The sequence below is a fragment of the Bradyrhizobium sp. MOS003 genome, from assembly GCF_003020125.1.
GTDB lineage: Bacteria > Pseudomonadota > Alphaproteobacteria > Rhizobiales > Xanthobacteraceae > Bradyrhizobium.
Map to the genome: position 1 here is coordinate 1,662,398 of NZ_PYFW01000001.1, position 14,991 is coordinate 1,677,388.

The following is a 14,991-nucleotide window of genomic DNA, read 5'->3' on the forward strand; positions in this document are numbered from 1 at the left end:
GCCATGGCCCAATATCAAAATTTCTTCACGCAGGTGCAGGTGCGCAGCACCATCTACCCCGGCATTCCGATCCAGCCTGGAATATGGGTTCGTACCAGTGAGGGCCGGTTCAACTACTGGCTCGGAAAGATCGGCGACGCCCAGGTTGGCCCGGTCTATCTCGGATTTCTCGGATTGGCCTCCATCGCCTGCGGAATCGTCGCGATCGAGATCATCGGCCTCAACATGATGGCCTCGGTGAACTGGAGCCCGATCGAATTCGTCAGGCAGCTGCCCTGGCTTTCGCTGGAGCCGCCAAAGCCCGAATACGGCATCAGCTTTCCGCCCTTGCAGGAAGGTGGCTGGTGGTTGATGGCCGGCTTCTTCCTCACCACCTCGATCCTGTTGTGGTGGGGACGCACGTATCGGCGGGCGCGGGCGCTCGGCATGGGCACGCACGTGTCGTGGGCCTTTGCATCCGCGATCTGGCTCTATCTGGTGCTTGGCTTCATCCGGCCCCTGCTGATGGGACACTTCAGCGAAGCCGTTCCGTTCGGGATATTCCCGCATCTCGACTGGACCAACAATTTCTCGATCACCCACGGAAATCTCTTCTACAATCCATTCCACATGCTCTCGATCGCGTTCCTGTATGGCTCGGTACTGCTGTTCGCCATGCACGGTGCGACGATCCTGGCGGTCAGCCGCTATGGCGGCGAGCGCGAGATCGAGCAGATCGTCGACCGAGGCACGGCGCTCGAGCGGGCGGCCTTGTTCTGGCGCTGGACCATGGGCTTCAACGCGACGGCGGAATCGATCCACCGCTGGGCTTGGTGGTTTGCGGTTCTCTGCCCGCTCACGGGCGGCATCGGGATCCTGCTTTCCGGTACCGTCGTCGACAACTGGTTCGACTGGGGCGTCAAGCACGGCCTGGCACTGCCGCGATAATTCATTTGGAGATCTGGCGCGCGCCGGATTGCAACATGCCGCTGCGGCGCGCGCACGCTTTCATCGTCTTCCCGGCTCGGCTGTCCGAGACGACGCGGCGGCGTACGGCCTGATCCGGGCTCCGTGCGTTGGTCGTCCGCCAACAAAAAACGGGTTCGAGGAACGCTAGGTGAGATATCACGGGTTGTTGGAGGATATTTGCCCTGGTTCAGGTGTTCAAATCTCCGAAGGAGTCGCTGGGGAATCTCGGCGCATTGCCAGCCGCGAACCTGATCGCGGCAGCCAGCGACGTCGCTGTGATCATCGACGGCGAGGGGATCATTCGCGATGTCGCCTTCAACAAGGAAGACCTGTCGCTCGAGCTCGATGCCCACGGCCGCTGGCTGGGTTCGAAGCTCGCCGACATCGTGACCTCCGAAACCAGTCCCAAAGCCAGAGAATTGCTCCAGGACGCGGTGAACCGAAAGTCCTCGATCTGGCGTCAGGTGAACCATCCGTCGCCCGGAGGCGCGGATATTCCGGTGCTGTATTCGGCTGTCAACATCGGACGCAACGATCGATTTGTCGTGGTCGGTCGCGATCTGCGTCCGCTGGCAGCGATGCAGCAGCGGCTCGTCAACGCCCAGCAATCGATGGAGCGCGACTATGTCCGGCTGCGCCAAGCCGAAACGCGCTATCGGCTGCTATTCCAGGTCTCGTCGGAGGCGGTCATGATCGTTGATGCCGCCAACAATGCCATTCTTGAGATCAATCCTGCCGCGCTGGCGCTATTCGACGAGAGCGCACCGCAGGTTCTGAAATCGAATCTCGCCTCACATTTCGTTTCGGCGGATGCCGAAACGGTTCAAACCCTGCTGTCCAATGTTCGCGCCACCGGTCGTGACGGCAACGTCCGTGCCCGGCTTGCGAAGGGAGACCGGGAGTGCTTTGTCGCCGTGTCCCAGTTCCGGCAGGAGAACGCGACCTTGTTTCTGGTCCGCCTGTCGTCGCAGCAGACGCCGGCGCAAGCCGGCGCGCTGAAGGCGACATCGAGCTTGCTGGAGTATTTCGACGCCGCGCCCGACGCGTTGGTCATCACTGGGCATGACGGCCGCATCGTCAAGGCTAACCCGGCCTTCACAGAGATGGCGCAGCTCGGTAGTGCGGAGCAGGCTCGCGGCGAATTGCTGGACCGCTGGCTCGGTCGTGCAGGTGTCGACTTTGGAGTGGCATTCGCCAATCTTCGCCAGACCGGCTCTATCAAATTGTTCTCGACTTCGCTGCGCGGCGAACATGGCGCGACGACGGATGTCGAGGTCTCAGCGGCATCTCTGACCCACGACGACCGCAAGCAGGGTTTCGGCTTCGCAATCCGCAATGTCGAGAAGCGTCTTTCGGCATCGCCGTCCTCGGCCCGCGAGCTACCGCGCTCTGTGGCTCAACTGACCGAGCGGATCGGCCGTGTTCCGCTGCGCGATCTCGTGCGCGAGGCGACCGACGTCATTGAAAAGCTCTCGATCGAGGCTGCTCTCGAATTGACCGGCGACAATCGCGCGTCGGCTGCGGAAATGCTCGGCCTCAGCCGTCAGAGCCTCTACGTCAAGCTCCGGCGCTTTGGGCTTGCCGAGCACACGGGCGAAGGGGAAACCGAAGATGACTAGTGCCGTTGTCAGTCATCCCGCGCCCTCGGTCGTTCTCGAACTGCTGAAGCCAATCACCTGGTTTCCGCCGATGTGGGCCCTGGGATGCGGGATCGTGTCGTCCGGCGTTTCGCCCGGCCAGCGTTGGCCGATGATCGTCGCGGGAGTGCTGTTGGCCGGACCGATGGTTTGCGGCACCAGCCAGGCCGTGAACGACTGGTACGACAGGCATGTCGATGCCATCAACGAGCCGGACCGGCCGATTCCGTCGGGACGAATTCCCGGCCGCTGGGGTCTTTACATCGCAATCCTTTGGACGGCGCTGTCACTGTTGCTTGCGACCGTGCTCGGCACTTGGGGCTTTGTTGCCGCCATCGTCGGCCTCGTGCTGGCCTGGGCCTATAGCGCGCCGCCCATCCGCCTCAAGCAGAACGGCTGGTGGGGCAATGCGGCATGTGGGATCTGTTATGAAGGCCTGCCCTGGTTCACGGGTGCCGCGGTGATGAGCGCATCCGCGCCCGACTGGCACATCGTCTTGATCGCGCTGCTCTACAGTATCGGTGCCCACGGCATCATGACGCTCAACGACTTCAAGTCGGTCGAAGGCGACAAGCGGATGGGTATCGATTCGCTGCCGGTGCTGCTCGGCGTCGACAATGCCGCGCGGTTTGCCTGCGTGGTGATGGCAGCGCCCCAGGTGGCGGTCGTGGCACTTCTACTGGTATGGCAGCGTCCGTTTTATGCGGCGGCGGTCGCAGTCCTGCTGCTCTCGCAATTGCTTCTGATGTCGCATTTTCTGAAGAGCCCGCGCCAGCGCGCCCCCTGGTACAACGGAACCGGGATCAGCTGCTATGTCGTCGGCATGCTCGTCAGCGCCTTCGCGCTGGCGGCACTGAAAGCGAGCTGAGCATGAACAGTCCGGCTCTTTCATGGTTGGGCATTATCAGGCTCGGTCTGGTTCAGACCGGTCTCGGTGCGATCGTGGTCTTGACGACGTCGACGCTCAACAGGGTCATGGTGGTCGAACTGGCGATGCCGGCGATCCTGCCGGGCGCTCTCGTCGCCGTTCACTATGCCCTTCAGGTTTTCCGGCCGGCCTGGGGCCATGGCTCGGATCTCGGGGCCCGCCGAACGCCTTGGATCGTCGGTGGCATGGCGGTGCTCGCAACCGGCGGATTGATGGCGGCGGTGGCGACGGCCTGGATGACGATGCATCCGCTGTTCGGCATTGCGCTTGCGGTGGCCGCCTTCTGCCTGATCGGCGTCGGGGTCGGCGCCGCCGGTACGTCGCTGCTGGTCCTGCTTGCGAAGCGCACCGACGACAATCGCCGCGCGGCCGCGGCGACCATCGTCTGGGTGATGATGATCGCGGGCTTTATCGTGACCACGGGTTTGGCGGGCCATTTGCTCGATCCTTTTTCCCCGATGAGACTGATCGTGGTATCGGGATCGGCATCCGTTGCGGCGATGGTTCTCACGGTCATCGGCGTATGGGGCGTCGAACGAGAGCAGGTTACCAGCGCCCAACTCGTCTCGAAGCGGACGCCGCGCCAAGCGTCGTTCCGCGAAGCCTTCCTGGAAGTCTGGACGGAGCCAAGATCGCGGCGGTTCGCGATCTTCGTCTTCGTCTCGATGCTTGCCTATAGCGCGCAGGATCTGATCCTCGAACCGTTCGCTGGCGCGGTGTTCGGCTTCACGCCCGGCGAGACGACGAAGCTTTCGGGTGTCCAGCATGCGGGAACGCTGATCGGCATGGCATTGGTGCCGTTGATCGGCGCCATCTCTCCGAGTTCTCGCGGCAACCTGCAGAGTTGGACCATCGGGGGATGCCTCGCTTCGGCGATCGCGCTGTTGTGTTTGGCGGCAGCGGCCGTCGTCGGGCCGTCCTGGCCGTTGCGCGAGACCGTGTTCATGCTCGGTGTCACCAATGGGGCCTATGCCGTGGCGGCGATCGGCTCGATGATGGCGCTGGTCGGCGCGGGCGGCGAGAAGCGTGAAGGCGTGCGCATGGGTCTGTGGGGCGCGGCGCAGGCATTCGCGTTCGGAATCGGTGGATTCCTGGGAACGCTGGCCAGCGACATCGCGCGCTACGTCCTGACGTCGGTGGCGTTGTCCTATTCTGCGGTGTTCGCATCAGAAGCAGGATTGTTCGTCGTTGCCGCCGTGATGGCCGTTTGGGTTCATCGTGCTCCGGCAAAGGACGCGATGCAGCAGCGCCTTTTGGATTCGCCGGTAGCCGCTATCGCAGAAGGAGCGCGGTCATGACCAGTTCGGAGATTTTCGATGTCGTGGTGATCGGCGGCGGGCCGTCCGGCGCGACGGCCGCGCACGATCTTGCAAAGCTCGGGCGGAGCGTGTTGTTGCTCGACCGTGCCGGGCGCATCAAGCCTTGCGGTGGCGCGATCCCGCCGCGGCTGATCCGCGACTTCGACGTCCCCGATCACCTGTTGGTCGCGCACGTCAACTCCGCCCGAATGGTGTCGCCATCGGACAAGCAGGTTGACATGCCCATCGACGGCGGCTTTGTCGGCATGGTCGACCGCGATGTGTTCGACGAATGGCTGCGGACCCGCGCCGCCGAGGCCGGTGCGCGGCGGCGGACCGGCCTGTTCAAGCGCTTCGAACGCGACGAAACAGGCCTCACCGTCGTCCATTATGAAGAACGCTCTGCCGATGGGACTTCGATGGAAAGCACGGTTCGAGCCCGTGCGCTGATCGGCGCCGATGGCGCCTTGTCGGCGGTGGCACGGCAGTGCCTGCCCGGTGCTGATCGGTTGCCTTATGTGTTTGCCTATCATGAGATCGTTCGCGCGCCGCCGGCGGCGTCCAGCTTCGACGGTACGCGTTGCGACGTCTACTATCGCGGTAGCGTGTCTCCCGACTTTTACGGTTGGGTCTTCCCGCATGGCGACACCGTCAGCGTCGGAACGGGATCGGCTCGCAAGGGATTTTCATTACGGGATTCGGTAGGAGGTCTGCGCGAGGCCGCGGGACTTGGTGCGTCCGAGACCATTCGCCGCGAAGGCGCCCCGATCCCGCTGCACCCGCTGCCGCGGTGGGACGATGGGCACAGCGTCCTGCTCGCCGGCGATGCGGCGGGTGTCGTTGCTCCCGCGTCGGGCGAGGGCATCTACTACGCGATGATCGGTGGACGGTTGTCGGCGGAGGCGGTCGACGAGTTTCTGGAGACCGGCAACGTCAAGGCCCTGCGCAATGCGCGAAAGCGCTTCATGCGGTTGCACGGCGTCGTGTTCTGGATTCTCGGCGTGATGCAGTGGTACTGGTATTCCAACGATCGCCGTCGCGAACGCTTCGTCAGTATCTGCCGCGACCGCGACGTCCAGAAGCTGACGTGGGATGCGTACATGAACAAGGAACTGGTTCGCGCCAAGCCGGTCGCCCATGTGCGCATTTTCTTCAAGAACCTTGCCCACATGGCAGGGCTGGCATCGGCGTAATGGCCACGCGCGGCAGTTTCTGGAAGCCCGTGCTGATCGCGGCTTCTGTGGCGATCTTCATTGCGGCGCTCGGCGGCTCGTTGACCGATACCGGGGTCTGGTATCAAGGCCTGCTGAAGCCGTCATGGCAGCCGCCGGACTGGCTGTTCGGCCCCGCCTGGACCGTGATCTTCGCGCTGGCGACGGCCTCGGCGGTTGACGCCTGGCGCAACGCCGACAGCCGCGCGCAGCGGGAGTGGGTGATCGCGCTGTTTGCCCTGAACGGATTTCTCAATGTGTTGTGGAGCACGCTGTTCTTCGCGCTGAAGCGTCCGGATTGGGCACTGATCGAGGTGGTGTTCCTGTGGCTCTCGATCCTGTTGCCGATTATCGCGTTCTGGCGCTTCGCCAGGCCTGCGAGCCTTTATCTGGTCCCTTACCTGTTGTGGGTGTCGTTCGCCGCATTTCTCAATCTCACGGTCGTCCGTCTCAATGCACCGTTCTCGTGACGGACGGTTGCCTGGACCGGCCGTTCATGTGATCCTTGGAAATGGCTGACCTGTTTGCGAGCGGACGGCTCGTCGATCTCATTCTCGTCGTGGTCGTTTTCGAGGCTGCTGCCTTGCTTATATATTGGTCGCGCGCCCGGCGAGGCGTCGCGCCACTCGATCTGTTACCTAATCTATGCGCCGGCGCATTTCTTCTGCTTGCGCTACGCGCGACCTTGGCCGGCAGCGGCTGGATGTTGGCAAGTCTCTTTCTCGCGGCCGCCGGTCTCGCGCATCTGACAGACGTCACCCGGCGTTGGCGCAACTAGCCGCCGCGCCGGTCCTATCGCAGCCGACTATTTCTTTTCCGAGAATTTGTTGATGTAGGCGATGACGTCCTTGCGCTGCTGCTCGTCGGTGAGCTTGAACGCCATCTTGGTCGAGCCGGTTGCCAGATCCGCCTTGCCCTTGTCGGTCAGGAATTTCTTCAGGAACGCGTTCGGATCGGGCAGATATTGCATGATCAGCTCATCGGACCAGACCAGTCCGTTCTCGCCGGCGGCCTTGTTCAACGCCGAATAGGCGAAGCCTGGCGCGGTTCCTGATTGCCGGCCGATGACGCCGGTCAGGACCGGTCCGACCAGGTTCTTGGCGTCCGGTCCAATGCGGTGGCAGGTCATGCACTGTTTGAAAATCTGCTCACCCTTGGCGGCGTCCTGTGCGAAGGTCGCGCTGCTCGAAAAGACGATGGCTGCTGCGACACAGCCAAAAATTGCAGATTTCACCGGCACGTTGCTCTCCCTGACGTCTAGTTGGCTCCGATTTGAGTGTTAGGATATATTGACAGTTATAAATATCAATCGAAGTTGTCGGTTCCTGACGTTCTTTGAGCGGCGTCAAACCAGTTCCCCGTGGATTATGCTAGCGGAGTCTAAGTCAGCACAAATCCGGGTCGCGACGGGCGCAGCCGGTGTCAGGCAAATAAGACAACTAAAACCTTCAAAACAAAGGTGTTTCTTGACTTCGCGCTGGATTCTGCGCATTCCTACCAGATAGGGCTTCAGTTTCGGTTGCCGAGTGTCAGGAAACGTTGGCACGCCGGGTGCATCGGCCCGACTGCCGTTGTTTCGACAGCTTCACGCTTCCGCACAGAATGATCGGCAGATAACAGAATGGCCGCATTACCGACCGTACAGCCCGACATCACCCTCCTGCTGGACATGGAGGGGGTGATCCGCGAGGCGACGCTGTCTCCGTCCATGAGCGGTGAGAGCGTCGACGGATGGCTCGGCCGCCCGTGGGTCGAAGTTGCCGGTGAGATGGGCGGAGAGAAGGTCAAGCGCATGGTCGATGACGCGCGCGTCACCGGCATTTCGGCGTTCCGCCAGATCAATCAGCGCTTTCCGAGCGGTCTCGAAATTCCGATGGAATACACCACGGTGCTGCTGGGCGGCCGTGCCGGGATGCTGGCGATCGGCAAGAACCTGCAGGCGGTTGCCGAGTTGCAGTCGCGCCTGATCGCGGCCCAGCAGACGATGGAGCGCGACTATTGGAAGCTGCGCGAAATCGAGACCCGCTACCGTCTGGTCTTCGACGCATCCAACGAAGCCGTCCTGATCGTATCGGCCGCCAATCTGCGCATCCTGGAAGCCAACCGTACTGCGATTGAAGCGCTGAATTCGCCGCGTCGCCGCAACGAGGACATCGCGGGACGCGAACTGCTGCATGACATCGCCGCTGAAGACCGCGATGCGGTTCGCGAAGTGCTGGCGCGCATCCGCGAGCGCGGCAAGGCGCTGAGCATCCTTGTGCATCTTGGCCCTGAAGCGAAGCCCTGGATGCTGCGGGGGTCGCTGATGACGGCGGAGCCCGGCCATGTGTTTCTGCTGCAATTCACCGCAGCGACCGACCTGTCGGCTTCGAAGGAGAAGAGCGAGCCTTCGACCATCGAAGAGTTGGTCGAGCATTTGCCGGACGGGTTCGTGGCGCTCGATGAAGCCGGCATCATTCGCCATGCCAATCAGGCCTTCCTCGATCTGGTGCAACTGGGCTCGAAGGCGTCCGCAATCGGGGAATCGCTCGGCCGGTGGCTGTGGCAGCCCGGTGCCGATCTGAATGCGCTTCTTTCGAACATCCAGCGGCACAAGACCGTGAGGCTGTTCACGACGTCGGTTCGCGGTGAACTCGGGACCGAGACCGAGGTCGAGATATCGGCCGGAACCGGGGAGGGCGAGCCGGGGCAGATCGGCGTGCTGCTTCGTAATGTGGCCCGTCGGCTGCCGTCGGGCAGCGAGAGTGATTTTCTGCGCACTGCGCTGGGCTCGATGAGCGAGCAGATCGGCAAATCGTCGCTGCGCCAGCTCGTCAAGAATACGGTCGGCGTCGTCGAACAGCACTACGTGAAGCAGGCGCTCGAGCTTTCGGGTGGCAACCGTACGGCGACGGCTGAACTTCTGGGATTGAGCCGACAGAGCCTTTATGCAAAGCTGAATCGTTACGGCTTGGACGACAAGGAGCCGGACGTCGAGGAAACCCCAGAGGACTGAGTTGGCGCTGCATTCGCTCGCTACACCAGCATTCGGAAAAGCCGACCTTTCGAACTGCGAACGGGAAGAGATCCATCTCGCGGGCTCGATACAGCCCCACGGCGCCCTGTTGGTCGTCAGCGAGCCTGATCACCGCGTCGTTCAGGCCAGCGCCAATGCTGCGGCCTTTCTCAATCTGAAGCAAGTCGACGGCATGGCGCTCGCCGATCTCGATGGCGACCTGCTGGTTCGAATTCTTCCTCATCTCGACCCGACCGCCCAGGGAATGCCGATCGCGGTTCGCTGCAGGATCGGAAGCCCCGGTGCCGACTATGACGGGCTTTTGCATCGTCCGCCCGAAGGAGGTTTGGTCATCGAGCTGGAGCGGGCCGGACCGTCGGACGATTTGACCAGATACATCGCCAAGGCGCTCGAGAAGATCCGCACCGCTTCCTCGATCCGCGCGCTTTGCGAAGAGGCTGCGACCTTGTTTCAGGATCGTACCGGCTACGACCGGGTGATGGTCTACCGTTTCGATGACGAGGGCCACGGCGAAGTGTTTTCGGAGCGCCGCAAGCCGGAGCTCGAGGCGTATCTGGGCAATCGCTACCCTGCGACCGATATTCCGCAGATGGCGCGGCGGCTCTATGAGCGCACACGAGTTCGCGTGCTTGTGGATGTGAACTATGAGCCCGTCCCGTTGCAGCCCCGGCTTTCGCCGATTACCGGACGCGATCTGGACATGTCGCTCTGCTTCCTGCGCAGCATGTCGCCGATCCACCTTCAGTACCTGAAGAACATGGGGGTGGGCGCGACCTTGGTGATCTCGCTGGTGGTTGGCGGAAAGCTGTGGGGCCTCGTCGCCTGTCACCATTACGAGCCGCGCTTCATCCATTTCGAATTGCGGGCGGTTTGCGAACTGCTTGCCGAGGCGATCGCGACACGCATCGCGGCGCTCGAAAGCTTTGCGCAAAGCCAATCCGAGATTTTCGTGCAACGGCTCGAGCAGCGGATGATCGAGGCGATGTCGCGCGAAGGTGACTGGCGAGGCGCGATCTTCGACAGCTCGCAATCGATCCTGCAGCCGCTCGGGGCAAGCGGAAGCGCTCTGATCTATGAGGGCCAGATCATTTCGACTGGTGAAGTCCCCGGAACACAGGAAATCAGGGAGATCGGCGCGTGGCTGGACTCGCATCGCGATCGCTCGGTGATGGCGACGGCGTCGCTCGGGCTCGATCTGCCCCAGTTCGCGGGGACTACGAAGGTCGCAAGCGGCATCGCAGTGACGCCGATTTCCAGCAATCCCGGCGAATACCTGATCTGGTTCCGCCCAGAGCGCATTCGCACGGTGACCTGGGGCGGCGATCCGTTGAAACCTTTCGTGATCGGCAACAGCCCTACGGATTTGTCACCGCGCCGGTCTTTCGCGCAGTGGCACCAGCAGGTTGAAGGAACGTCCGACCCCTGGACGCCGGCCGATCTCGCCGCTGCGCGCCTGATCGGTCAGTCGGTTGGCGACATTGTTCTACAATTCCGCGCGGTGCGTACGCTGATCGCCCAGGACCAGCTCGAGCAGTTCAGTCGCCAGGTGCGCGTGTCCGATCAGCCGGTGATTATCGCCGATATCGACGGCAAGGTCCTGCTGATGAACCAGGCCTTCAAGACGTTGTTGCCGAAGGATCATGCCGCGTTCGACCATCTGGACGAACTGGCGGGAGCATTTCAGCAATCGGACCGTTTCCTTCGCGATGTTGCCGACCTCATTCGTCACCATCGCCCGTGGCGAGGTGAGTTGCTGTTGCGCAGCGAAGGCAACCGGGAAAAGCCATTGATGATCAGGGCCGATCCCGTGCATCCGTCGCGGGACCGGGTGCTCGGCTTCGTGCTGATCTTCTCCGATATCACCGATCGAAAGGCCGCCGAGATTGCGCGTAGCCGTTTCCAGGAAGGGATCGTTCAGAGCAATCGAATCAGCAGCGTCCGGCTCGATTCCAAGACCGACCTCGTCTACCAGAACCTGCTGTCGTCGGTGATCGAGAACGCCCAACTCGCTGCGCTCGAAATTACCTATGGTGTGGAAACCGGCCGAATCGCCGAGATGCTCGAGAGCGTCCGCAATTCTACTCTTCGCACGGCCGAAGTGCTTGAGCATCTCATCTGGCATGCGTCGCGGACGTCGGGCGGCGGTAAACCGAACACCTGAAACGCGACGTGCGGTCGGCCTATTCCGCGGCCGCGACCAAGGCCGATCCCCGCGGCAACGTAGCCTCGACGGCACAGGAGAGGTCGATATTCATGGAAAAAGCGATCGCGCCTTCCTCCACCACGGCCTGCTGGTCGGGCGCAAACGCACCGGCCTGGTCGAGTGCCCTACGGTAGTCGGCCTTCAGCAGATCCAAATCTGGGACGTGCGAAAATTCGTAGAATGCCAGTTCGGAAGGGCAAAGCTCCAGCGTGCGCGCCAGCAATCGCTGGAGGATCTGCCCTCCGCTGAGGTCTCCGAGATAGCGGGTGTAGGCATGGGCGATCAATCGCATGCCGTTACCTTCCGCGGCATGCGCAATCCTTTCGGCATAGATCTCTCCGGCCGCAAGCAGCGGAACGTCTTCCATCCATCGCTCGCCGCACAGGGCGACGAGGTCGGATTCGATCGCGCGTGCACGCCCAAGCCGGTATCGCGAGAGCGATTCGAGGCCGGGTGAACCGCCATGACGTTCGAGGCCATGCTCCATCGCCCGATAGGCGGGAAGCAGATTGCGCAACAACAGGACATAGCCTGCGCGGCTGGCTTCACCCCGCAGCAGGCTGCGAATGATGCCAGTCCGTTCGGCTTCGGCATGCAGCGCCTTGGTGCGGAGATAAAGCGCGGTCACTACGCCGGGCAGGGAGAGATCATCCGCCGGTGTCTCCTTCGGCTCAGCAAAGCCGTTGGCAGGTAAACTTCGTCGGGTCAATCTGCGTCGCCCCTGTGAACCGAGGCCGGTCACGTCCGCCCCTTCATCTGTTCGATCAGGTCATGTGCCTGTTGCGGCGCGGTGATCCCATCGGCCGACATCATATCGGCTCCCATCGACGCCACAAGGCCGGGCTGGGCGGTTATCATCGGGCCGCCCAGAATGATGCCGACCTGCCGGTTGCGCGAATCGCGCCTGATGTCGTGGATGTCTTTCTTCAGCTCGTCCAGTCGCCGGTCGCTGCTCACGGAGAAGCCGACAATGTCGAACCAGTGATTATGCACCAAGGATGTCAGCTCTTGGTGCGACGAAAACGGCCCGGTGCATAGATTCCAGCCGGCGCGACGGAAGAATTCGGCCACCATGGATAGTCCGAAGCTGTGCTGGTCACCGGGAATGATCGTCAGCAGGGCAGATTCCCCGCCGTGGTTGTCACTGGCTTCCTGCACGAAGCTGTCGCCGAGGCGGTGCATGATGAGCTGCAGTCGACCGACACCGAGTGTCACGCTGGCAAAATCCGTCGTGTCCGATTCCCACTGCGCGCCGAGCTGTCGCGCTGCGGGCGCCAGCAGCTCGAGAAAGATCGATTCGACCGAGGCGCCTTTCGCCTGGAGCTCCACGACATAGGCGAACGCCGCACCGTCATCGGCGCCAAGCGCCAGGGCGGCGAACATTTCCACTTCGGTCGGCGTGGTCGATTCGGTGTTTGCCGCAGGCTTTGCAATGGGCGTGCTGCGTAACGCCAGCACGATCTTGGGAATGATCTGGGTCTTGATGGTTCTGACCACGGCGACGGGCTGCAACGACGGCCGAAAGCGCCAGATCGGCGTCGGGAGCCGCTGTCGAAGCGATTTGGTACGACGCGGCGAAGCGGTGTCGGTGGTGCTGCCGGCTGAGAAGGATTGCTCGTTCACATCGGTCATTCTTCACTCCCCCCAACATTAAGTCCCCGAGTCAAAAAACCGTCAAGTTGAATTTACGTATAGTTTAGTTGACAGTTTCTGAAGCGAGGTTTAGCCTTCTGTCCATCAAGCCCGCACATAGGGAGTGGCGCGGTGCAGTTTCGAGAAGCAAAAACCGGCCAGTTTCGCGAACGCGGCAACCATTCGCCGGTAGTTGCTCGATTTCCCCAGCCGATATCGCATCACTGCGACGGAGGACTGTCAAACAATCTTTACAGTTGCGCGGTGGAATCCGTCGCTGCGCCTGCGAATGAAATTTCGAAAGCTGTCGATGTTGCATCCACGGGGCGTTCGACGGCGCAAGGACTTAAGGCGCTGTACACCCCCGAACAGCGCATGCGCCGCGATGCAACAAAGTGGACGTTGGTGCAGGGCATTCTCGCGCCGGTTCAGTTTGCCGTTTTCCTGATGAGCCTCGTACTGGTGCTCCATTATCTCTCGACAGGCGATGGATGGGGCGTCGCAACGGCGTCGATCGTCATCAAGACGCTCGTGCTCTACGCAATCATGATCACAGGCTCGATCTGGGAACGTGAAGTCTTCGGCTGCTATCTGTTTGCACCGGCGTTCTTCTGGGAAGACGTCTTCAGCTTCCTGGTGCTGGCACTGCACACTGCCTATCTGGTCGCGCTGTTCGCAGGGCTCGGCGATCCGCGCCAGCAGATGCTGCTCGCACTGGCTGCCTATGCGTCCTACTTCGTCAACGCCACGCAGTTCGTCCTCAAGCTTCGCGCCGCGCGCCGCGACGAGCGGTTGGCACTTTCGGCGGCTTCCTCCATTCCCGGGAGCCGCGCATGAACGTGCACGTGCAGGATTGTCCGGTTGCGGCAGATGTCGCGCCCAAGCCGGTTCGCCGCGAGAGCGGCCAGCGCGAGGTGTTCTGCGGGCTGACCGGCATCGTCTGGCTGCATCGCAAGATCCAGGATGCGTTCTTCCTGGTGGTGGGCTCGCGAACCTGCGCGCATCTGATTCAATCCGCCGCCGGCGTCATGATCTTCGCCGAGCCGCGATTTGCGACTGCGATCATGGAGGAGAAAGATCTCGCCGGGCTCACCGACGCCAACGACGAGCTGGACCGCATCGTGGCACAGCTGATTGCCAGGCGGCCGGACATCCGGCTGCTGTTCCTGGTCGGCTCCTGTCCGTCCGAAGTCATCAAGCTCGATTTGTCCCGCGCCGCACTGCGGCTATCGCAGAAGTTTTCGCCTGCAGTCCGCATTCTCAATTATTCGGGCAGCGGAATCGAGACAACATTCACGCAAGGCGAGGATGCCTGTCTCGCCTCGCTCGTCCCCGCGGCCCCCCCGACCCGGACGAGCGAGGACCAATTGCTGATCGTCGGCTCGCTGGCCGACGTGGTCGAGGACCAGTTCATCCGGCTGTTCGACGCGCTGGGCATTGGGCGCGTGCAATTCCTGCCGCCGCGCAAGGCGAGCGCGCTTCCCGCGATCGGACCAAACACCCGATTTCTCCTGGCCCAACCCTTCCTCGCTGACACGGCGCGCGCGCTGGAAGATCGCGGCGCCGTCCGGTTGGCCGCGCCGTTCCCGCTGGGCGTCGAGGGCACGACGGCATGGTTGCGTGCAGCGGCCGATGCGTCAGGTGTCGCGCCCGCGCTGTTCGAGGCGGTCACCCAGCCCCATCGCGTCAGGGCGGAGCGGGCGCTGCTTCGCTATCGCGATCACCTCGGCGGCCGCCGCATCTTTCTGTTCCCGGATTCCCAGCTCGAAATTCCCCTGGCGCGGTTCCTGTCGCGCGAATTGTCGATGCAACTGGTCGAGGTCGGAACACCCTATCTGCACCGCGAGCATCTCGCCGAAGAACTCAGGCTGCTGCCGGATGATGTCGTGCTGTCGGAAGGGCAGGACGTCGATTTGCAGCTCGATCGCTGCCGCATGGCGCGACCCGATCTCGTGGTCTGCGGGCTTGGGCTCGCCAATCCGCTGGAGGCGGAAGGCATGACCACGAAATGGTCGATCGAGCTCGTGTTCACACCGATCCAGGGCTACGAGCAAGCGGCCGATCTGGCCGAACTGTTTGCGCGCCCCCTGGTGCGTCGCGCAAAACTGGTGGCCTGAT

14 protein-coding genes are annotated in these 14,991 nt (G+C 62.4%); 11 read left to right on the plus strand and 3 right to left on the minus strand.

Going from position 1 to position 14,991, the window contains the following annotated elements:
• Positions 1 to 3: 3 nt before the first annotated feature.
• The 7 genes from pufM to C7G42_RS08075 all read left to right on the plus strand — a co-directional run bounded on the left by pufM (position 4) and on the right by C7G42_RS08075 (position 6,800).
• Positions 4 to 927: a photosynthetic reaction center subunit M gene (pufM, locus tag C7G42_RS08045; RefSeq protein WP_106948394.1), complete on the plus strand. Its 924-nt coding sequence runs from the start codon at positions 4 to 6 to the stop codon at positions 925 to 927.
• 254 nt (positions 928 to 1,181) lie between these two features.
• Positions 1,182 to 2,567, plus strand: a complete 1,386-nt coding sequence (gene ppsR, locus C7G42_RS08050) for a transcriptional regulator PpsR (RefSeq protein ID WP_502694186.1) — start codon at positions 1,182 to 1,184, stop codon at positions 2,565 to 2,567.
• On the plus strand, positions 2,560 to 3,453 hold the full coding sequence (gene chlG, locus C7G42_RS08055; RefSeq protein WP_106948396.1) for a chlorophyll synthase ChlG: 894 nt from the start codon (positions 2,560 to 2,562) through the stop codon (positions 3,451 to 3,453). Before ppsR (C7G42_RS08050) ends, chlG begins: the two co-directional genes overlap by 8 nt.
• A gap of 2 nt (positions 3,454 to 3,455) precedes the next feature.
• A complete protein-coding gene (locus C7G42_RS08060) occupies positions 3,456 to 4,811 on the plus strand; it encodes a BCD family MFS transporter (RefSeq protein ID WP_106948397.1) in 1,356 nt (451 codons plus the stop codon).
• The gene (locus C7G42_RS08065) at positions 4,808 to 6,004 is read left to right on the plus strand and encodes a geranylgeranyl diphosphate reductase (protein WP_106948398.1); all 1,197 of its coding nucleotides are present in this window, start codon (positions 4,808 to 4,810) and stop codon (positions 6,002 to 6,004) included. Before C7G42_RS08060 ends, C7G42_RS08065 begins: the two co-directional genes overlap by 4 nt.
• On the plus strand, positions 6,004 to 6,492 hold the full coding sequence (locus C7G42_RS08070; RefSeq protein ID WP_106948399.1) for a TspO/MBR family protein: 489 nt from the start codon (positions 6,004 to 6,006) through the stop codon (positions 6,490 to 6,492). Before C7G42_RS08065 ends, C7G42_RS08070 begins: the two co-directional genes overlap by 1 nt.
• Positions 6,493 to 6,533: 41 nt before the next feature.
• A complete protein-coding gene (locus tag C7G42_RS08075; protein ID WP_106948400.1) occupies positions 6,534 to 6,800 on the plus strand; it encodes a hypothetical protein in 267 nt (88 codons plus the stop codon).
• 27 nt (positions 6,801 to 6,827) lie between these two features.
• On the opposite strand, the gene C7G42_RS08080 is transcribed toward C7G42_RS08075, so the two are convergent.
• Positions 6,828 to 7,244 carry a c-type cytochrome gene (locus C7G42_RS08080; protein WP_245427626.1) on the minus strand — a complete coding sequence of 139 codons (417 nt, stop codon included), beginning with the start codon at positions 7,242 to 7,244 and terminating at the stop codon, positions 6,828 to 6,830.
• Between the two features lie 399 nt (positions 7,245 to 7,643).
• Between C7G42_RS08080 and ppsR (C7G42_RS08085) the strand changes: the two genes are divergently transcribed.
• Together ppsR (C7G42_RS08085) and C7G42_RS08090 are read left to right on the plus strand one after the other, a co-directional pair.
• Positions 7,644 to 9,017, plus strand: coding sequence for a transcriptional regulator PpsR (gene ppsR / locus C7G42_RS08085; protein WP_106948402.1), 1,374 nt, complete (start codon positions 7,644 to 7,646; stop codon positions 9,015 to 9,017).
• 1 nt (position 9,018) lies between these two features.
• On the plus strand, positions 9,019 to 11,199 hold the full coding sequence (locus C7G42_RS08090; protein WP_106948403.1) for a GAF domain-containing protein: 2,181 nt from the start codon (positions 9,019 to 9,021) through the stop codon (positions 11,197 to 11,199).
• Positions 11,200 to 11,218: 19 nt separating this feature from the next.
• Here the strand turns inward: C7G42_RS08090 and C7G42_RS08095 are convergent, their stop codons facing one another.
• Positions 11,219 to 11,983: a biliverdin-producing heme oxygenase gene (locus tag C7G42_RS08095; protein WP_106948404.1), complete on the minus strand. Its 765-nt coding sequence runs from the start codon at positions 11,981 to 11,983 to the stop codon at positions 11,219 to 11,221.
• Positions 11,980 to 12,873 carry a cobalamin B12-binding domain-containing protein gene (locus C7G42_RS08100; RefSeq protein WP_106948405.1) on the minus strand — a complete coding sequence of 298 codons (894 nt, stop codon included), beginning with the start codon at positions 12,871 to 12,873 and terminating at the stop codon, positions 11,980 to 11,982. The genes C7G42_RS08095 and C7G42_RS08100 overlap by 4 nt, the downstream gene beginning before the upstream one ends.
• A 294-nt stretch (positions 12,874 to 13,167) precedes the next feature.
• Between C7G42_RS08100 and bchF the strand changes: the two genes are divergently transcribed.
• Complete coding sequence (bchF, locus tag C7G42_RS08105; protein ID WP_106948901.1) at positions 13,168 to 13,710, plus strand: 2-vinyl bacteriochlorophyllide hydratase; 543 nt, start codon at positions 13,168 to 13,170, stop codon at positions 13,708 to 13,710.
• Positions 13,707 to 14,990: a ferredoxin:protochlorophyllide reductase (ATP-dependent) subunit N gene (locus C7G42_RS08110; protein ID WP_106948406.1), complete on the plus strand. Its 1,284-nt coding sequence runs from the start codon at positions 13,707 to 13,709 to the stop codon at positions 14,988 to 14,990. The genes bchF and C7G42_RS08110 overlap by 4 nt, the downstream gene beginning before the upstream one ends.
• The last annotated feature ends 1 nt before the right edge of the window (position 14,991 follow it).